Here is a 17,928-nt window from a genome sequence, read left to right on the forward strand (position 1 = left end):
TCTCCCAGCTCAATTGTTAAGTTTAGTAGTTGAATTTGTTTACGAAGCATCTATGTTTGCAACTCAGCTTAAAGCCTTCTGGAGGCTCTTTGCGCCTATCGGGATCCCGTTGCCGCTCCTAGCTGGCCTTTTGTGGGGGCTCAAGGAAGGCTGGGGCTGGGTGAGCCTGGAGATGCAGTTTCTTGGCTACAAGGGATCCGTAGCCGCCCTGGGGCCGGATCCGCGCCTGCCCATTGTCGGCACCACTTTCCCCCCCTCCCTGGTGCTGGCTACGGCCATTCTGGGACAATCCCCGCTGTTGCTGCAGGCCATTTTGGGAGCCCTGCTGTTGGGCTGGATGGGGCAACAGTTGCGCCGTCTGCCTGCCGGCCTGGGGTGGCGCTGGCTGTGGGGCTTGTTGCTGCTGCTGCAGCCGGCTTTGATCCTAATGCTGCTGCGTAGCCCCACCTGGACAGCTACCTCGCTTTTGCTGGGGGTGAACATGGCCTTGTTGTTTCCCCTGGCCGATGAGAAACAAGCAGTGGAGAAGGATGAGCTGCCCGTTACGCTGCGGCTGCTGCTCATTGGCCTGACCTTGGGGCCTCTGATGGTGCTGCGCTGGGAAAGTAGCTGGCTGCTGCCCTGGCTGGCGATAGCACTGCTATTAGCTTTTCGCCGCGAATCCTGGGGCTTTCGCTGGGCTTCGCTTTTGGTGGCAGGCTTTGTCAGTCTGGCCTTGATCCTGAGCTGGCTGTACGTCAACTGGCTGTCGGTGGGGGATCCCTGGGCCTTTACCTTTCAGGTGGGCAGTGGCCTGCGGCTGCCCCAGTTGCGGGAAGACTTACAGCAGGTAGGTGGCTGGCGGGGGCTGCTTGAAGCGGGAAAGTGGCTGGCGCTGCTGGCTCCTGCCTATTTGCTGTTGGGGATGGGATCCCTGTTGGGTCACGGTTCGGGCCGCTGCGTCTGGATCTTGATCTGGGGGATGCCGCTGGTGATCCTCTTAGCTTCTCTGGGGCAAGGGCTGTTTCTGCCAGAGCTATGCCGTTTTGCTGTTTTCTGGGCACTCTTGCCTCTTGGGATGAGCGCCTACCTCGCTCGTGGAGCTGGTCCCCGTTGGGCTAAGTGCTTGTTGATCACTGCTCTCTTGGGGCTGAACTGCTTGACTGCCGGCTATGGGCTAAGCCAAGAGCCGGGTTTCCTCATGCCCCTGGTGGCTGAGGAGCGGGATCTCTGGGAGCGACTGGTGGCAGAGGTAGCACCCATAAGCCCCCAGTTGGAAGCTGCCCAAGACCTGTACGAAGTAACTCCTAGCGGGCAAGCTCTAGAAACATGGCGAAGACAGCGCCAGGAAAAGCGCCAGGTTGGGCAGTATCTCTATCGCCACCTGTTGCCCGGGCGAAAAGTGCTGGTGGACGACGACATCCACTTTGAGGCTATCTTTTGGGCAAGAGACCCGCGCCTGTTTCTCACCCCTCACCAGTACGAGTTTGCCCTGGCTTTGCAGCACCCCCAGGAGCGGGTGGACTACTTGCTGGTGGCGGGGCCAGCGGATCCCTTGCGGAGCGCCGATCGCATCCTGCAATTTTGGCCTGAGCTCAATTTTGAGGGGCTGCCAGGCTTCAGGGAGGTCTACAGCTCCCCACAGGTGCGGCTGTGGGCCCGCCAGCTAGAGCTTGAGGAGGAGAAGGGATGAGCTGGGGACGACAATGGCCGAGGCGACAGGTGCTGCAAATGGGCGGGGCGCTGCTAGCTGCCTATGGAGTTGCCGGCTGTGGTCAAGGCTCCGAAAACGTTGCCCCTGGGAACCTGAACTTGTCAAAGCTGCTGGCCCGCTGGGAAGTGGGCATCGGGGCAGATCCCGGTCGCTTCCTCTGGGAGATTGAGTCAGACCCCCAGGTGGCGGCGGTGGCGCGGGGCTGGGATCCCCATTTCTTGAGCGGCTGGCTCAACAGCTTTGACCACCGCCAGGGGGATCTCTCCTTTTGGCGCAACTGGCACCAGGCCGGGCTTTTGCGGCAGTGGTTTGAGCGGGGCTATACCCTCCACATCATCACCTGGGAAGACGACACCCACCGCCCCTGCGGCGACTACCACATCTCCCAGCAGTTTATCCAAGACGTAGCCGAGCTGGCGGGGTATATTGCCCAAGCCAACCCCCAAGGCCGCCCCACCTACTGGAGCTTGGCCACCGAGTTCTCCTACTGGCGCATCCCTGCCGATACCTACAACGCCGACACTGCCCCCTACTACCAGGCCCTCATGCGCAACGTCCTAAGAGCTCGCCAGGCCATCAAGGAGCGTTTGCCAGAGGCCGAAGTGGCCCTCTGTTGGGGCGGGTGGATTGCCACCTTCGACGATCCCCAGCGCGGGTCGGGGCGCAGCATGGTGGAGCCTTTTGCCGAGACGATGAGCCAGATGGACGGGATCGCCTTCCAGTCGATGCGCCAGCGGCGGCCAGGGGAGTTTAACCCAGAGCTGAACGGCCCGGATCCGGGCAACCCTGAGCAGATCCGCCTCTGTTGCCATCTCTTTGCCCCCATCCACCGCAACTTGATGCTGGCCCACTACGAGCCATCGATTAAGGACAAACACCCCAACGGCGGTCGGGCCGACACGGTCCAGGTGGACTTTGCCATCATGAGCCGGCGGGAGTGGCTGCAGGAGGTGTCGCAACTGGGGCTGCGGCGCATGTCTCTCATGCACTACGGCCTCTACAAGGGAGATCCCTATGGGGCGCTGACAGCAGCGCGGCAATTCCGGGCCCGGGTAGGTTTGCCGGCTGTTGCCAGGAGGGTGTAGCCGTGGAGACGAGGACCCAAAACGGCCTTTGGCAGATACAATCCCCCTTGGCGGCGCTGTTGTTGGGGATCCCCAGATGAAGCCTTTTGCCATAGCAAGAAGCTGGCTGCTGGGCCTAAGCCTTGTCTTGGGTCTGGAGCTGCCAGCCTGGGCAGGCTGTGGCTTTCCTCGCGGAGAAGGGAAGACGTTTTTCTCGCTGCAGCCCGAGGTCTACCAACCCCGCACCCGCTTTGACCAGAAGGGACGCCTGCAGCAGGCCCTTTCGGAGTACGGAGAAACCCGCCTTAACCTTTTCGCCGAGACTGGCCTTAGCGATCAGCTCACTCTCAACCTCAACACCAGCTACGTTTTCATCGAAAATCGCTTTGCCAGCGGGGCTGACACCGTTACCCAGCGCAACCAGGGCCTGCGGGATCTGGAACTGGGCCTGCGCCATACTTGGGGAGAGGGGGATCCCTTTTTCTCAGCTCAGTTGACGGCCCTCATCCCGCCTGGATACGCCACCGAAAATACCCCCCTGCCCTTGGGGTACGGAGTCTTTGGCTACGACTTCAGCTTAGGAGCGGCAGCCAATGTCGAGCTGGGATCCCTGCCCGCCTTTTTCGACTCTTGTCTTACGTTTCGGGATTACCTGGGCTATCCGGGCGACCGCCTCAAAGCCAACTTGACCTTTGGAGCAGATATCAGCCCTGAGGTCCAGGCCATTGTGGCTCTGGATGGCGACTTTACCCTCGGCAACGGCGCCCCTTTGCTCTTTGGAGATGTGGCAGTGCAGGATCCCGACTACGACAGCCTCAAGCTCTCCGGCCAGCTCAACTGGCGACTAGAGGGAGGGTTAACGCTGGGCCTAGGAGGGTTTCAATTCTTGACTGGTCGCAACACCAACGCCGGCGGCGGCTTCACCGGCTATGTGTGGCTGAGTTACTAAAACCCAACAAAATATTGCAGGATACCCGCCTCGGTAACAGGGATCCGCAGCGCCAGATCTAGGATGAGTCTTGGCAGCTGTTGGCCAGGAGAACGGATCCCATGCCTCGCTTTGAAAACATCATTGCCGCCATCGACGGCACTGGCCCCACCGAGCAGATGGTGCATACTCTCCTGTCCTTGCCGGCCTTTGCCCAGTGCCATGTGACGCTGCTGCATGCGGTGCCTTCCCAGACCTCTGCGGAGGAGATGCGAGCGGCCTGGCAAAGGGGGCAGGAGCTATTGGCCCAGACGCTGCAGACCTTTCCCCCGCGACCTGGGCTGAAGATCAGCACCCAACTGGTGGAAGGGGATCCCAAGGTGGTGGTGCTGCAGGTGGCGGAATCTCTACCCAATCCCCTGATTGTCATGGGATCGCGGGGGCGCAACCGCATCATGGCCATTTTGCAGAACTCGGTGAGCCAATACGTGTTCCAGCTTGCCTCCTGCCCCATGCTGCTGGTCAAAGACGACGCCTACGTCAAATACCCCAGCCACGTCATGGTGGCCCTCAACAACTCCCCCGCCGCCCAGGCCGCCTTTGCCACGGCCCTGGATCTAGTGGCCGGCATCCCGGGAGCCCAGATTTTCCTAGCCTCTGTGCAACTGGATGCCGATGCCCAAGCGCGGGACGAGGTTCTGGATAAAGCCATTGCCACTCTCAAAAGCCGCCAAATCAGCCATCGGGTGTTCACGGCGGTCGGGGATCCGGGCACCGAGATTGTCCGATTGGCGGAAGAAAGCAAGGCCGACCTGCTGGTGATGGGATCCCCAGATCGCCGGCCCAGCATTGCCCGCAGCATACCCGACTTGGATCGGCTCTTGGGACGATCTGTCTCCGACTACGTGCGGGTGCATATCGGCTGCCCAGTGCTGATGGTGCGCTCTGTCCAAGACTGACCTAGGGCAAGATGGAGCGGTGCTCCGTCACGCGGTCGCTCTGCTGCTGGCGATCTGGGCTGACGGCCCAAGCCTCGAAGATTAGCTCAGGGACGCCGGGAGGGATGGTCATGCGGGTGAGAGCTTGCCACTGCCCCTGCTCGTTGCGGGAGAAGTCCAGCAACCAACGAGGGCCATCCACCAAAGAGCGGGTGCGGCCATGCTTGACCCAAAACTTAATCCACAAGGGAGGCTGCTCGCTCGAGCTACTGACAGAATTGAGCGAGGCCGGCAAACGCAGCACTACGTCAAAATTGTCACCTGCCCGCAGGTGCTCGGGCACCAGCAGTTGGGGTGCTGGGCACACGCCTGGGGGCAAAGGTAGGGTTTCCGGGTTTTGGTCAGTCACAGCTAAGGGTGGGGTGGGCTGGATCTCGGTTTGGGCTGGCAGGACAGCCTCTTTGCCAGGCGGCTCAGTTGGAAGAGTCCCCACCCCAGGTTGGGCGTTGGCTTTGGCTGCAGCCTCTGCTGGGGGGGTAGGGGAGGCTGGGAGCTCTTGTGGCGGAAGCGGGTCGGGAGCTTCTTTTCCCCCAGAGGCGCTGCGCTGCCAGATGCGCAACAACTTCTGCAGGGTGCGCTCGGGGGAGAGCAAGGTTGTGGTCGAGGCAGGGCTGGCCTCAGGGATGGGTGGCTCTTCTTCCTGGGGCAAAGAGGGTGGCCCTTCCCCCTGGCCGCGGCAGCGAACAGAGAAGGGGACTCTCAGCAGCTCTGGATGCTGCCAGGAGGAGGGAGCAAGGCACACTTCTCCCTGCAGAGGGCGAGCCCACGGCTGGCTAGGTAGGGTGAGGGGAATGCTAAACACTGCCGTTCGCGCCTGTCCTGGGAGTTGAATCTGCCGTCGCCCTTGGAAAAGGGGATCCGGGCTCCCCTCCTGCCAAAGCCGTACCTGCAGTTCGCCGCTGCAGCCAATTCGCCCCGTCAACACCAGTACTTCCTCAGGGGATCCCTCCAGTTCGCTGTGCATGAGGGAAAACAGCTCGGGTGGGGGGGCAGGCTCTTTGGGCTGAGGAGCGGATTCGGGCTCTGTTGGCTGGGCCACCAAGGCGGCTGCTGGTTCTGACTGAGCCGGGGCAGGCACGACCTGGAAACGCAGACAATTCTTCAGCTCCTTCTCGCCAAACAGCTCAGCTATCAAGTCGGCATCGCGGCAGTGCAGTTCCCAGGAACCAGGGGCAAGACGAGTGGCCGGCAAGACAATGGCAATCCCCTCCTCGTTGGTGCGCACCGAACGGGTTTGCAAGAGTTCTCCCTTCGAGGCCTTCGCCTCTGCTGGGGCTTGTTCATCCTCTGCTGCCAAAGGGCGGTGGCGAACTTCCACAGTAATGGTGAAGTAGGGCTGGGGACAATGGGCCAGGACGGTGTACGTGTCTTCCTCCAGAATGGCTCCTTCGGCTGGTACTGGCTGCCATTCTTCTTGTCCGTTGCGCCGTACCCAAAAACTCAGCATTCCGCGGTCACCTCTGGGAGAGCAAATACTTCACCAGCTCAGCTTGCAGGAGGGTTTGCTGCTGTCCTGTGGGCAAGTGCTTCAGCTGCACCTCGCCGGCCACCGCTTCCGCATCTCCCAGGACCACAGCCCAAGTGGCGCCGCTGCGGCTAGCCCGCTTGAACTGCTTGCTAAAGGGGCTGCCGCTGAGATCCAGCTCGGTGCAAAAACCAGCTTGGCGCAGGGCCTGGGCAACCTGAAGGGATTGGGCCTCTGCCTTGGCTCCGCGGGAGATCACGTAGACGTCCAGCGGCCTGGCCACCCCCTCTAGCTGCTTCTTTTGCAGCAGCAACACCAGCCGCTCCATGCCGATGGCCCAGCCTACGGCCGGGGTCGGCGGTCCGCCCAGCTCTTCCACTAGGCCGTCGTAGCGGCCGCCCCCGCAGACGGTGCTCTGGGATCCCAATTTCGGCGAGACGATCTCGAAAGCAGTGTGGGTGTAGTAGTCCAAGCCGCGCACCAGGTAGGGATCCAGCTCATAGGGAATGTCTAGGGCTTTGAGATGAGCTTGCACTTGCTCGAAGAAGGCGCGTGAGTCAGCGCTAAGGTAATCGGGCAGCTTGGGCGCTTTCTCAACAATGGCGCGGGTGTGGGGATCCTTGCTGTCGAGGATGCGCAGGGGGTTGCGGCCAAGACGCTCCTGGGAGTCCGGATCCAGCTCTTCCTTCAAGGGGGTGAGGTAGTCCACCAGGGCTTGGCGATAGGCCAGCCGGTCCTGCGGATCCCCAAGGGAGTTGAGCCGCAGAGTGAGATTTTCCGCCCCCACCGCCCGCAGCAGATCCCAGGCCAGAGCGATAACCTCGGCATCGGCGCGGGGATCGCGGCTGCCCAGGAGCTCCACCCCCAACTGATGGAACTGGCGTTGCCGCCCCGCTTGGGGACGCTCGTAGCGAAACATCGGCCCACAGTACCAGAGGCGCTGCACATCGCCCGCCATCTGCAGCCCGTGTTGGATGTAGGCCCGCACCACACCAGCAGTGTTCTCGGGACGCAAGCTCACCTCCTGCTCACCGCGGGTGCTAAAGGAGAACATCTCCTTGCCCACCACGTCGGTGGCACTGCCGATGCTGCGAGCAAAAAGCTCCGTCAGCTCCAAAATGGGGGTGCGGATCTCCTGGTAGTTAGCCCGCCCCAAGATCTCGCGGGCACTGGCCTCCACCTGCTGCCACAGCCTTACCTCCTGAGGCAGGATGTCGCGGGTACCCCGCACCGCGTGGATTTTCCCCATGTCTGTTCCTCTCACCCAGAGCCCCGCCCTGGGAAGCAAGGGTTCGTGTCAATGCCATAATATCGCCCTGCTGGCGGGGGGCAGAGCTAGCCTCGGCTCAAGGGCTCAAGCTAGCGTAGAAAGCGGCAACTTGGCTGGCAGCGGCCACCGCCGCGGTGGTGGATCGCAGGATCGTAGGGCCCAAAGAAACAGGCACTCCGCCGTGGGCTTCCGCTTGGCGGCGCTCCGTCTCTGTCCAGCCACCTTCTGGGCCAATAGCCAGCGCCACGACGGCACCCCTTAGAGGCGGCAGGACTTGCAGCAGCGGGGGGGCGTTTTGGCGGGCAACCGCTATGCCCCACCAGTTGGCCTTGAGCTCAGCCAGCCAGCGGCTCCAGGAAGTGGGCGGGTCAATTTGGGGCCAGTGCAGCCGCTCACACTGTTCTGTTGCCTCCCGCACAATTTTTTGCCAGCGTTCCTGCCGCCCCGATCCCGGCTCCACCACGGTGCGCTCCGTCAGCAGAGGGGTAATGCGCGCTACCCCCAGCTCGGTAACCTGGCGAAACACCTCGTCAAATCCCGGCCCCTTGACCACTGCTAAGCCCAGATGCAGGTAAACGGGCAATTCCCGCGGCGGGGCCTCTACCTCAGCCACAATTTGGCATTTCTGGGGCTGCCAATGGGCCAGCCACAGCTTGCCGGAGCCGTCCAAAACCAAAAAGGGATCCCCCCCCCGAAGGCGGTGCACCCGCTGCAGGTAGTGCCGCTGCGGGCTGGTTAAATAGATCCCACCGGTGGGATCCCGCTGGGCCGGGTCTATAGCTAGGCGGGGCAGGGAACTTAGAGAGCGCGTGCGTTCAGACAGCACCACTCCCCCCGTCGCCAAAGGGCTGCAACCAACCACTCGTTGGCCTCCAACATCTCCGTAACCAACCTGGCCTGCTCGAGGAGAATGCCGCTGAGGATAAGCCAGCCCCCTTTCTTCACCACTAGGCCAAACCCCGGGATCATATCCAGGATCACGTCGGTCAGAATGTTGCACACCAGTCCATCCACCATCTCCGGAATGCGTTCCAGACTGCCCTGAGCCACCTCGATCCGGTCTGTAAGGCCATTGAGGTCGCGATTGTGGAGTGCTGCCTGCACCGCCAGCGGGTCAACATCCACAGCATAAACCCGCTTGGCCCCTAAGAGGGCTGCCGCCACCGACAGAATGCCCGAACCGCAGCCCACATCGGCTACCGTCACCCCCTCTGTACCCGCTCCTAGGCGCATCTCCAGGGCTTCCAGGCAAAGCTGGGTGGTCGGATGGGTGCCTGTGCCAAAGGCCATGCCCGGATCCAGCCGCAGCAGGAGACGGCCAGGGTGAGGGGGTGGATCCAGCCAGGCTGGACAGATGAGCAGCCTCTCTCCCACTGGCTCAGGCCGCCAGTGTTGCTTCCAACTGTTGCTCCAATCCTCTGCTTCCATTCGTTCCCAGTGCAGCTTGGGAAGGGGCTGGCCGGCCACGAGGGCATCTTGCCGCAGGCGCAGCGCCAGAGCCGCCAAGTCCAAAAGAGTGGCGCGGAAGCAGGGCAAATAGGCGTGAATGCTAATTTGGTCTTCGCCATAAGCCTGGCTGGCCATGCCCTGACAGCCAAAGCTCTCCAGCCGCCAGAAGATCTGGTCTTCCTGCACAGGGGAGGCGAGGATGTGGAGATCCCACCAGGCTCCACCCGGATCCGGCACCTGGGCAGAGGAACGCGAGGAGGGATCGGCAACAGTCCTGCTCACGGCGGGAGTTCTTGAACGGGAAAACAAAAAGGCTGCCAAAGGGATGCCGTTGGCTTGGCCAAACCAGTTCTTGTTCTAATTTAGGATCACCCGCTGCCCTGCAGCTCCCCCTGCTGGGGGGTTTTTGATGCCCTCCTTGATCCCGTGAGATAGAGTTTAATTGGACGCGCGCTTTGCCTCCCCTTAAAGCTCCGTGCGGGTGAGTGGAGTCGGGTTGTGCTTTGTCGAGCGGAAGGGGTGAGAGAGATGGCAGCTGAGCAGTCAGCAGAACAAGACACTCCACCCTCCCTCGAGATGGCTAGGGAAAGTGGGGCTGAGGCTCCCCCTTTGCCCAGGGTCGGCCCTGCCAAGAACTCGATCCCGCTGACCCGAACCGCTCTGATGCGGCGCTTCAACGAGAGTTTTCCACCTTTTTACAGCCAGTTTGTTAGCAGTGAGATCCAGGTGCAAAACTTGCGTCTGGCCTATGCCCTTTATCAAACCCGTAGGGCAGTGGTCCAGATGCAGGACGAGCGGGGCAAGACGGTGGTTTGTCTAGCCTATCGCAACCGGCCTTCTCTGCTCAGCGACCTATTTGGGGTGCTGACGGCCTTCAATCTTTCGCTGCACGGCATCCATCTCTACGGGCAGATCTACTCGCCCCACTTGGTATTTATCCGCCTCACGGTCTCCCGTGATGGCCACAGCCTTTCCTCTCAAGCCAAGCTCAACCTAGAGCGAGCCATTCACGAGTGTCTGGCGGGGGTGTTTCCTGTTCACGAAACCCTGGCGCTGGAGTTCGATCTCAAAGCCAGCCTGAAAGACGTACAGGTTTCTTTTTACTTTGACCCAGTGTTTCACCTGCCCACGCTGTTGGTGGATGTAGACAACCAACTGGGCGTGTTTTACCGGGTGATGAGGGCCCTGGCGCAGGAGGATTTAACCGTTGTTAACCTCAATTTGATGTTTCGCCGCAACCGAGCGCGCTTTATTTTCTACTTGCTAGGTCCCGACTCAACTCTAACCATGCCGGAATTCCTGAGGCAAAAATTGGCCCTGAACATCCAGCAGCGGCTGCAGGGGGATCCCGTCTAGATCTGCACAGGATTGGGAGGCGAATCGAAAAGGACGGTGCTCAGGTAACGCTCAGCCCAGGCGGCGCCAAAGGCTTTTTCCAAAACACGGCGGGTGCGGTCGTTCTGCTGTTGTTGGCTGCAGTAGCGCTGCTGCCCTTGGTAGTGGAGCAGGATCTGCTGGGGATCCGTCTGCGGGGAGATCTGTTGCGCCAGGTGGCAGTGAATCTCCAGGTAACGGCAAGCAAAGTGCAAAAAGCGCTCGGCCTCTGCTGCATCGCTAGGACGTATGAATAGGCAGTAGGGGGAAAAAATCGTGCCCCAAGGTGGCAACTGGCGCCGGTGTTGGAAAGGGGCTAAATGAGCTCCTACAGCTTCCAGCTCCCGGATGTAGGGATCCGGCAAAGTGGGAGTGACCGGTGAGAGATCGACGATGGCGGCGCTCACCTGGCCGCGACCAGCCACAATGTCACAGCCAAACAGGGGCAGCGGGTACTGCGGCTGTGGAAACATAACACAGTGGAGGATATCCAGGCTTTGGCCAGCCTGGGCCAGCTCCAGGTGCAGCTTGCGGAAGGGCCCCCCCTGGTAGCAGCGGTTTTCAATCTGCAGTTTCTCGCCCTCTAGGCGGCCCTCCACGTAGCCCAGATCCTCTGGCAGGTCGTAAGGGGCCAGGGCAAAGTGGGATCCCCAAAGGTCTAAAATCGCCTCCGAGAGGCGCTGGATGAGGGGATGCAGTTGAGCCTGTAACGCAGGAGCTGTGAACACGGAAGGGGTGGGATTCGAACCCACGGTGACCTTGCGGCCACAACGCTTTTCGAGAGCGCCACAATCAACCACTCTGTCACCCTTCCAGTTTGCATAGGGCTTTACTATCTTAGCGGCAAACGGGCTATCCTGACCGGATCCTCGCCCCCAGAATGCGGAGGATGCGACCCGATGAGATCATAGGAAGTATGGCTGCCCTCTCCATTCACCACTTCCGCCAGGCTAAGCAGACCGGTCAACCGCTGGTGGCCCTCACAGCTGCCGACTACGTCACAGCCCAGATTTTGGATCAGGCTGGGATTGACCTAATCCTGGTGGGCGATAGCCTGGCTATGACCAGCCTGGGCCATAGCAGCACCCTGCCCTTGACCCTGGAGCAGATGATCCACCATGCCCAGGCGGTGCGCCGCGGCGTAGAACGGGCCTTTTTGGTGGCCGACTTGCCTTTCTTGAGCTACCAAGTCTGCAAAGAACAGGCCCTCTTCTCGGCAGGACGGCTGATGAAGGAGGCGGGGGTAAATGGAGTGAAGCTGGAAGGGGGCTACCCGGCCATGGTTGAGACGGTGGCCTTTCTGGTGCAGCGAGGGATCCCCGTTCTAGGCCACATCGGCCTCACGCCCCAGGCCAAACACCAGCTGGGGGGCTACCGCCAGCAAGGGAAAACGCCGGAAGAGGCGGAGCGGCTGCGCCAGGAAGCTTTAAACCTAGAGCAAGCCGGGGCTTTTGCTCTAGTTCTAGAACACATGCCGGCGGACTTAGCTGCCCAAATTACCCAGCAACTCCGGATTCCAACCTTGGGAATTGGGGCTGGCCCAGGCTGTGATGGCCAGATCCTCGTCACCCATGACCTCCTAGGCCTAAGCGAGCGGATCCCACCTTTCGCTAGGGCCTACGCCAACTTAAGACAGGTAATCCGGGAAGCAGTGGAAGCTTTTGCTGAGGATGTTCGCCAGAAAGTATTTCCCCCCTCTTATCCCTGTGGCCAGACTGTGTTATCCAACAAATAAGGAAGCAGAGCTAAGCAAAGACCCCGTAAGGTAACCCTGTGATTCCGGCTGGACTGAAACGCTACGCCGTTCGCTACCCTTCTATGCCCCTGATGGTTTATCGGGAGCTAGCTGCCCACTTGGCTTGTGTTCCCGGGGTAGAAACACAGCTGGAATGGAAAAAAGATCCCAGCTTTAACTACTCCGCTAGCCAAATTGAGGCGCTGCACATTTACCAAGGGCCAGAGGCTGATATAGAGCAAATTCAGCGTATCCTTGACCACTATGGGCCATGGCAGTATAGCCCTCTAGAGGGCTAGTTTCCTCTGCTTGCCGAACAGGGATCCCAGAAAAGGATCCCTGGCCTATTTTTAGCTGGGAAAGTTCTGGGGCAGGAGTGCCTCGGAGGGTTACTGGCTTTGAGCTGGTAGGTGCAACTTACGGGCCAAGCCTAGCTGCGCCAGCACCCAAATGACCCAGTAGGTCATGTCAATTTCCCACCAACGCAAGCCTGCTTTTACACACTTTGGATCAGCGTGGTGGTTATTATGCCAGCCTTCGCCGTAGGTCAAAAGGGCAGCCCACCAAAGGTTGCGGGCATTGTCATTGCTCTCGAAAGTTCGATAGCCCCAAAAGTGACTGGCCGAATTGATCAGCCAGGTGCAGTGCAGCAGCAGCACCGTCCGTACAAAAATGCCGTAGATAACGAACGACCAACCTCCCCACAGATAGAGCACGGCAGCTAGCGGCAGTTGCAGCAGCAACCCATATTTGTCCAGCCAGCGGTAAAAGGGATCCCGAGCCAAGTCGGGCGCAAAGGCAAAATACTTCTCAGGGTTGAAAAATTCTTCTCGCTGGTAGATTAGCCAAAGCATGTGGCTCCACCAAAAGCCTTTGCGGGCCGAGTAGGGATCCTTTTCCTCATCCTCAGTAAATGCGTGATGCTGGCGATGGCCACCTACCCAAAAGATTGGCCCTCCTTGAAGAGCCAGAGTACCGAGCGTAGCAAAGACGTATTCCAGCCACTTAGGCACTTGAAAGCTGCGATGGCTGAGAAGGCGGTGATACCCTAGGCAAATCCCCAAGCTGCCAAAACACCAGTGGAAAAATAGGGCCACTCCCAAAGCAGGCCAAGAGAAGAAAAGAATGCCGCCCACCAAAGCAATGGCGTGGAGAACTAGGAAAAAAAGAGCGAATTCCCAAGCAAAGCGGAAAGACTTTTGGGATGCGGAGCCGTCGGAGTTGCCCAAGGACTTGGGGGAAAGAGAGATTGCCATGAACTAGCTAAACCTCAAGGTAGATGAAGTAAAGTGGCGCAGAGTCCAATCGCTCCCTGCACGGTTGCCGCCCCCAGCACTAGGAAACGCAGTGTGCCTTCCCCACCCTTGCCAGGGCAAGTTTTAGCAAGGCAAGCGGACAGCAGCAAGAGGGCAACAGAGCAGACGATGTCATCTGGCCTGAGGTTAAGCTTAACGATATTTCACCCCAAGTGCAAGCGATACTTGCAGATTGCTTCTCGTCTTCAGGATCTTCTCTTGGCTCCTTACCCCATCCCCTACCATGGCACGTCCTTCTTCCCGGCAAAGGCTGCTAAAGGCAGCTCGAGAGCTATTCGTCCGACAGGGCATTGCCCAGACTACCACCCGCCAAATTGCAGACTTGGCGGGGGTTCACGAAGTAACCCTGTTTCGCCACTTTGGCAGCAAGCAGGGACTCCTCCTAGCCGTATTCGGTGAGCTGGGAGTTTTCTCCGGCATTGCCGACTTACCCCTGCCGGCGGCTCCTGCCACCTTCCAGAGCTCTGAGCTGCAAGCCATTCTCCTGCGCTATGTCCAAACCTGCTTCCAGGCTCTAGCCAATAACCCTGAGCTGGTGCGCTCATTGGTGGGAGAAGCAGGCTTCTACTCCGAGGAGCATCGCCGCGCCTTGAGAGCAGGCTTCCTGCAGGCCCAAGAGCAGCTAGCCGGCTACCTGCAGCAGATCCCCAGCCCCGAACTCCAGGCAATTGACCCGGAGCGCCTTCACGCAGCTGCTGGGGTTCTCCACCTGATGATTCTGGGGACAGCTGTGTTGGCCGTTACCGCTGGCTTGCCTGCCGACGACGGTAACCAGCCCTCCTCTAATCCAGGGGACAAAGGCACTTCTGAAAATGACATCAGCGCCGCCTCTCTTCTCGATATCTGTGTAAAGCTGTGGATGGCGGCCTTGAGGGGGATGAAGGAAACCTAAAAAAAGAGAAGAGATGAGGAGGTTGTAAGCCGGGTTCTGTAGTGGGGTACTCCGAAGAGCAGCCCCCACTGGCGGCCATCTCTCTGGGAGTGATGTTGCCATCACCCTCTAGCGGCTCACCACCACCGAGACCACCCTTCCCCAACCACTTGGCTGAGTACCGTGACCTCGGTGCAGCCGACAGGGGCGAAGAACAGCCATAGTCCTGCGGCTGCGGCCTTGCTTTCCACCGGGGTTTACCGAGCCAGCGCCTCACGACGCTGCTGGTGGGCTCTTACCCCACCTTTGCACCCTTACCTGTGCTGGACTCCCAGCCATCGGCGGTATGTTTCTGTGGCACTATCCTCGCGGTTTCCCGCACTGGGCTTTCCCCAGCGGTGTGTTCTTCTGAAAGCCCGGACTTTCCTCATCCTGCTGTCTAGTGGCGACAGCGAGGACGCGGCCGCCTGCCCCTCCTATCTCTTCATTTCAATCCTACCGCATCCCCCTAGCGTAGAAAATCCCTCCCTGGGCCTACAGTTCCTTGTCGGGGAAAGCGCTGCATCAGCTCTTGGACAGCCTCGGCATGGTAGGAGCTGCGGGTAAGCGGGGAGGACACCACCTGCAAAAAGCCCAGCTCTTCCCCCACCCGTCGCCAGTGGTCAAACTCCTCTGGGGGCACATAGCGCTCCACGGGCAGGTGCTTGGGGCTGGGCGCCAGGTATTGGCCAAGAGTGAGGATGTCGCAGCCTACCCGCCGTAGATCCTGCATCACTTGCAAAATCTCTGCCGCAGTTTCTCCTAGCCCCAGCATTACTCCCGACTTGGTGTAAAGGCCAGGATCCCACTGCCGCGCCAATTCTAGCAGCTTAAGGGAGCGCTCGTAGTTCCCCTGGGGGCGCACCCGCCGGTAGAGGCGGGGCACGGTTTCGGTGTTGTGGTTAAGCACCGTGGGGCGGGCAGCGAGAATCTGCTCCAAGGCCTGCCAGTTGCCGCACAAGTCCGGGATCAAGACCTCGATGGTTGTCTGGGGCATGCGGCGGCGGATTTCGGTAATGCAGGCAACAAACTGGCTGGCTCCCCCATCGGGGAGATCGTCCCGGTTGACGGAGGTAATCACGGCATGACGCAACCCCAGCCGTTGCACAGCCTCTGCCACTCGCAGCGGCTCGGTGGGATCCAAAGGCAAAGGGCGCTTGGTGAAGTCGATATCGCAGTAGGGGCAGGCGCGGGTGCAGGCTGGGCCCATGATTAGGAAGGTGGCGGTGCCGTTGGCAAAGCACTCTCCTAGGTTGGGACAAGACGCCTCTTCGCAGACGGTGTTCAGACCTAAGTCCCGCAGCAGCTGTTTGACGGAGCCTACCCGCTGAGGTGCCTTGGCCCGCAGCCAGGCTGGTTTGCCACTAGGGGAAGCAACGGCACTCAAAGAAAACCCTCCAACTAGCCACCAACGGCAACTCGTGTATCTCTTAGCTTATCCGCCTTGAGGGCAGGGCAAAAGCCCGCAAGCACTTTGATTACCAACTTGTACTAGACTAGGGTTGGCCGATACGAAGCCAAGGGCTTCGTCCCGCTACGCGGTTGCCAAGGCGGTGCAGCTTGCTGAGGGGGCCAAAGCGGGGGCAGGTAGCGCCTTTGCAAACCTTTTCATAGGCATTCCCTGCTTTGGTTGGCGGGAGTACCAAGGCATACTGGAAAGCGAGTGTCGAGCGATAGAGATCCCACATGGTTGTTGCTGCTCCTCCCTCTCTGGAACAACTTGCCATCAACACCATTCGTTTTTTGGCGGTGGATGCTGTTCAGAAGGCCAACTCCGGCCACCCTGGCCTGCCGATGGGGGCAGCACCCATGGCCTATGTGCTTTGGCAGCAGTTTCTGAAGTTCAACCCCCGCAACCCCAAGTGGGTGGATCGGGATCGCTTTGTCCTCTCGGCAGGCCACGGCTGCATGCTGCTGTATGCTCTGCTACATCTGACCGGCTTTGACGTCAGTCTTGAAGATCTCAAGCAGTTTCGCCAGTGGGGATCCAAAACCCCCGGCCACCCGGAAAACTTTGAAACCCCCGGCGTGGAGGTGACCACGGGTCCTCTAGGGCAGGGGGTGGCCAATGCAGTAGGGCTGGCCATTGCTGAAGCTCACCTTGCGGCCCGCTTTAACAAGCCTGGCCACACGATTGTTGACCACTACACCTACGTGATCCTGGGCGACGGCTGCAACATGGAGGGGGTGGCCTCGGAAGCGGCCTCTTTAGCTGGCCACCTCAAGCTGGGCAAGCTGATCATGCTCTACGACAGCAACCACATCTCCATCGATGGCAGAACGGAAATTACCTTTACCGAAGATGTGGGCAAACGCTACGAGGCCTACGGCTGGCATGTGCAAAAAGTGGAGGACGGCAACCACGACCTGAAAGGGATCGCCGACGCTATCCAGAAAGCCAAAGAAGTTACCGACAAGCCTTCCCTGATCATTGTCGAGACCACCATTGGCTACGGCTCCCCCAACAAAGCTGGCACTGAGAGCGTCCACGGAGCACCGCTGGGGCCAGAGGAGGTGAAGCTCACCAAGCAAAACCTGGGCTGGCCGCTGGAGCCTGAGTTTTACATTCCCGACGAAGTGCTGGCTCACTTCCGCCAGGCCATTGAAAGAGGGGCCAGGGCCGAGGCCGAGTGGAACGAGCGCTTTGCCGCCTACGAGAAGGCCTACCCAGAAGAGGCTGCTGAGTTTAAACGGATCATGGCGGGCGAGCTGCCTGTGGGCTGGAAAGAAGCCCTAGCGCCAATTGCTGAAATCGGCAGGGAGTCCACCCGCAATCTCTCAGGTCTTTGCCTTAACGCCTTGGCCAAGGCGGTACCTGAGCTGCTGGGCGGATCTGCCGATCTGGCCCACTCCAACATGACTTACCTAAAGGGGATCCCAGAATTTCAGGCCAGCTCCTACCACGGGCGCAACTTCCGCTTTGGAGTCCGGGAACACGCTATGGGAGCTATCGCCAACGGCATGGCCCTGCACGGCGGCCTTATCCCCTACGACGCCACCTTCTTGGTTTTCAGCGACTACATGCGGCCGGCTATTCGCCTGTCAGCCCTCTCGCGGGCGCGGGTGCTCCATGTGATGACCCACGACTCCATTGCCCTGGGAGAGGACGGCCCCACCCACCAGCCCATCGAGACGCTGGCCTCCCTGCGGGCTATCCCCAACCTCTACGTCATCCGCCCTGCTGATGCTCGCGAGACGGTAGGAGCCTACCAAGTAGCCCTCGAGTCCAAGTCCACCCCCTCGGTGCTGGTGTTTACCCGGCAGGCGGTCAATCCCGTGGAAGGTACCTCCGTGGAGGGAGTGGCCAAGGGAGCCTACGTGGTGGTGGATGCCCCCAACCCGGAGCTAATCTTGATTGCCACCGGCTCAGAGCTGGAGCTGGCGGTGAAGGCTGCTGCCCAACTGAAGCAGGAAGGCCGGGCGGTGCGCGTGGTCTCCATGCCCTGCATGGAGCTATTTGAGGCCCAGCCTCAGAGTTACCGGGATTCTGTCTTACCTCCCAGCGTTACTAAGCGCATCTCCATCGAGGCGGGCTCCACCTTTGGCTGGCACAAGTACCTGGGTTTTGAGGGGGTAGCCATTGGCATTGACCGCTTCGGCGCTTCTGCCCCTGGCCCCGTGTGTATGGAGAAGTTTGGCTTCACGGTGGAGAATGTGCTCAATACTGCCCGTCGTCTCCTAGGCTAACCCTTGATACGCCCAGCAGGGATCCCTAGCCTGTAGAGT

The 17,928-nt window shown here is 60.1% G+C and carries 16 protein-coding genes, 1 tRNA gene and 1 other RNA gene; 9 read left to right on the top strand and 9 right to left on the bottom strand.

All coding sequences use genetic code 11. From position 1 onward, the window contains the following. The first annotated feature begins 52 nt into the window (after nucleotides 1-52). The 4 genes from NW806_RS06450 to NW806_RS06465 all read left to right on the top strand — a co-directional run bounded on the left by NW806_RS06450 (nucleotide 53) and on the right by NW806_RS06465 (nucleotide 4,644). A complete protein-coding gene (locus NW806_RS06450) occupies nucleotides 53-1,672 on the top strand; it encodes a hypothetical protein (protein WP_414410456.1) in 1,620 nt (539 codons plus the stop codon). Next, nucleotides 1,669-2,778 carry a hypothetical protein gene (locus tag NW806_RS06455; RefSeq protein ID WP_414410457.1) on the top strand — a complete coding sequence of 370 codons (1,110 nt, stop codon included), beginning with the start codon at nucleotides 1,669-1,671 and terminating at the stop codon, nucleotides 2,776-2,778. Before NW806_RS06450 ends, NW806_RS06455 begins: the two co-directional genes overlap by 4 nt. A gap of 28 nt (nucleotides 2,779-2,806) precedes the next feature. Then, on the top strand, nucleotides 2,807-3,706 hold the full coding sequence (locus NW806_RS06460) for a hypothetical protein (protein ID WP_414410458.1): 900 nt from the start codon (nucleotides 2,807-2,809) through the stop codon (nucleotides 3,704-3,706). A 101-nt stretch (nucleotides 3,707-3,807) separates the two neighbouring features. Next, nucleotides 3,808-4,644: a universal stress protein gene (locus NW806_RS06465; protein ID WP_414393609.1), complete on the top strand. Its 837-nt coding sequence runs from the start codon at nucleotides 3,808-3,810 to the stop codon at nucleotides 4,642-4,644. A 1-nt stretch (nucleotide 4,645) separates the two neighbouring features. Here NW806_RS06465 and NW806_RS06470 read toward each other — a convergent pair whose 3' ends face one another. From NW806_RS06470 to prmA, 4 genes are all read right to left on the bottom strand, one after another. After that, nucleotides 4,646-6,130 carry a hypothetical protein gene (locus NW806_RS06470; RefSeq protein ID WP_414410459.1) on the bottom strand — a complete coding sequence of 495 codons (1,485 nt, stop codon included), beginning with the start codon at nucleotides 6,128-6,130 and terminating at the stop codon, nucleotides 4,646-4,648. A 7-nt stretch (nucleotides 6,131-6,137) separates the two neighbouring features. Continuing rightward, nucleotides 6,138-7,397: a histidine--tRNA ligase gene (gene hisS / locus NW806_RS06475; RefSeq protein ID WP_414410460.1), complete on the bottom strand. Its 1,260-nt coding sequence runs from the start codon at nucleotides 7,395-7,397 to the stop codon at nucleotides 6,138-6,140. Nucleotides 7,398-7,494: 97 nt separating this feature from the next. Then, complete coding sequence (locus NW806_RS06480) at nucleotides 7,495-8,247, bottom strand: 16S rRNA (uracil(1498)-N(3))-methyltransferase (protein WP_414410461.1); 753 nt, start codon at nucleotides 8,245-8,247, stop codon at nucleotides 7,495-7,497. Continuing rightward, the gene (gene prmA, locus NW806_RS06485; protein ID WP_414410518.1) at nucleotides 8,217-9,104 is read right to left on the bottom strand and encodes a 50S ribosomal protein L11 methyltransferase; all 888 of its coding nucleotides are present in this window, start codon (nucleotides 9,102-9,104) and stop codon (nucleotides 8,217-8,219) included. The genes NW806_RS06480 and prmA overlap by 31 nt, the downstream gene beginning before the upstream one ends. 291 nt (nucleotides 9,105-9,395) lie before the next feature. Here prmA and NW806_RS06490 point away from each other — a divergent pair, with 291 nt between their 5' ends. Next, complete coding sequence (locus NW806_RS06490) at nucleotides 9,396-10,223, top strand: hypothetical protein (RefSeq protein ID WP_414410462.1); 828 nt, start codon at nucleotides 9,396-9,398, stop codon at nucleotides 10,221-10,223. On the opposite strand, the gene NW806_RS06495 is transcribed toward NW806_RS06490, so the two are convergent. Both NW806_RS06495 and NW806_RS06500 read right to left on the bottom strand, forming a co-directional pair. After that, the gene (locus NW806_RS06495) at nucleotides 10,220-10,969 is read right to left on the bottom strand and encodes a phycocyanobilin:ferredoxin oxidoreductase (RefSeq protein WP_414410463.1); all 750 of its coding nucleotides are present in this window, start codon (nucleotides 10,967-10,969) and stop codon (nucleotides 10,220-10,222) included. The two genes, NW806_RS06490 and NW806_RS06495, sit on opposite strands and share 4 nt — an antisense overlap. Next, nucleotides 10,969-11,055 (bottom strand) — tRNA-Ser (locus NW806_RS06500). Before NW806_RS06500 ends, NW806_RS06495 begins: the two co-directional genes overlap by 1 nt. Before the next feature lie 102 nt (nucleotides 11,056-11,157). On the opposite strand from NW806_RS06500, the gene panB reads away from it, so the two are divergent. Both panB and NW806_RS06510 read left to right on the top strand, forming a co-directional pair. After that, nucleotides 11,158-11,976: a 3-methyl-2-oxobutanoate hydroxymethyltransferase gene (panB, locus tag NW806_RS06505; protein ID WP_414410464.1), complete on the top strand. Its 819-nt coding sequence runs from the start codon at nucleotides 11,158-11,160 to the stop codon at nucleotides 11,974-11,976. A 38-nt stretch (nucleotides 11,977-12,014) separates the two neighbouring features. Further along, nucleotides 12,015-12,275 (top strand): hypothetical protein, encoded by a 261-nt coding sequence (locus NW806_RS06510; protein ID WP_414410465.1) that lies wholly within the window; start codon nucleotides 12,015-12,017, stop codon nucleotides 12,273-12,275. Between the two features lie 90 nt (nucleotides 12,276-12,365). On the opposite strand, the gene NW806_RS06515 is transcribed toward NW806_RS06510, so the two are convergent. Next, nucleotides 12,366-13,232 carry an acyl-CoA desaturase gene (locus NW806_RS06515; RefSeq protein WP_414393620.1) on the bottom strand — a complete coding sequence of 289 codons (867 nt, stop codon included), beginning with the start codon at nucleotides 13,230-13,232 and terminating at the stop codon, nucleotides 12,366-12,368. A gap of 283 nt (nucleotides 13,233-13,515) precedes the next feature. Between NW806_RS06515 and NW806_RS06520 the strand changes: the two genes are divergently transcribed. After that, nucleotides 13,516-14,184, top strand: a complete 669-nt coding sequence (locus NW806_RS06520) for a TetR/AcrR family transcriptional regulator (protein ID WP_414410466.1) — start codon at nucleotides 13,516-13,518, stop codon at nucleotides 14,182-14,184. Between the two features lie 9 nt (nucleotides 14,185-14,193). Here the strand turns inward: NW806_RS06520 and rnpB are convergent. Beyond that, an RNA gene (rnpB, locus tag NW806_RS06525) (RNase P RNA component class A) lies at nucleotides 14,194-14,642 on the bottom strand. Nucleotides 14,643-14,671: 29 nt separating this feature from the next. Continuing rightward, nucleotides 14,672-15,589 (bottom strand): lipoyl synthase, encoded by a 918-nt coding sequence (gene lipA / locus NW806_RS06530; RefSeq protein WP_414393624.1) that lies wholly within the window; start codon nucleotides 15,587-15,589, stop codon nucleotides 14,672-14,674. A 299-nt stretch (nucleotides 15,590-15,888) separates the two neighbouring features. Between lipA and tkt the strand changes: the two genes are divergently transcribed. Continuing rightward, on the top strand, nucleotides 15,889-17,889 hold the full coding sequence (gene tkt, locus NW806_RS06535; protein ID WP_414410467.1) for a transketolase: 2,001 nt from the start codon (nucleotides 15,889-15,891) through the stop codon (nucleotides 17,887-17,889). Nucleotides 17,890-17,928 lie beyond the last annotated feature (39 nt).

Source organism: Synechococcus sp. W65.1, from assembly GCF_047461615.1.
Taxonomy (GTDB): domain Bacteria; phylum Cyanobacteriota; class Cyanobacteriia; order Thermostichales; family Thermostichaceae; genus Thermostichus.

Bases quoted from the DNA above. Each gene is read 5' to 3' on its own strand.
- tkt (WP_414410467.1), top strand. From the start codon at position 15,889: ATGGTTGTTGCTGCTCCTCCCTCTCTGGAACAACTTGCCATCAACACC.
- NW806_RS06450 (WP_414410456.1), top strand. From the start codon at position 53: ATGTTTGCAACTCAGCTTAAAGCCTTCTGGAGGCTCTTTGCGCCTATC.
- NW806_RS06470 (WP_414410459.1), bottom strand. From the start codon at position 6,130: ATGCTGAGTTTTTGGGTACGGCGCAACGGACAAGAAGAATGGCAGCCA.
- hisS (WP_414410460.1), bottom strand. From the start codon at position 7,397: ATGGGGAAAATCCACGCGGTGCGGGGTACCCGCGACATCCTGCCTCAG.
- NW806_RS06465 (WP_414393609.1), top strand. From the start codon at position 3,808: ATGCCTCGCTTTGAAAACATCATTGCCGCCATCGACGGCACTGGCCCC.
- NW806_RS06455 (WP_414410457.1), top strand. From the start codon at position 1,669: ATGAGCTGGGGACGACAATGGCCGAGGCGACAGGTGCTGCAAATGGGC.
- NW806_RS06490 (WP_414410462.1), top strand. From the start codon at position 9,396: ATGGCAGCTGAGCAGTCAGCAGAACAAGACACTCCACCCTCCCTCGAG.
- NW806_RS06515 (WP_414393620.1), bottom strand. From the start codon at position 13,232: ATGGCAATCTCTCTTTCCCCCAAGTCCTTGGGCAACTCCGACGGCTCC.
- panB (WP_414410464.1), top strand. From the start codon at position 11,158: ATGGCTGCCCTCTCCATTCACCACTTCCGCCAGGCTAAGCAGACCGGT.
- NW806_RS06520 (WP_414410466.1), top strand. From the start codon at position 13,516: ATGGCACGTCCTTCTTCCCGGCAAAGGCTGCTAAAGGCAGCTCGAGAG.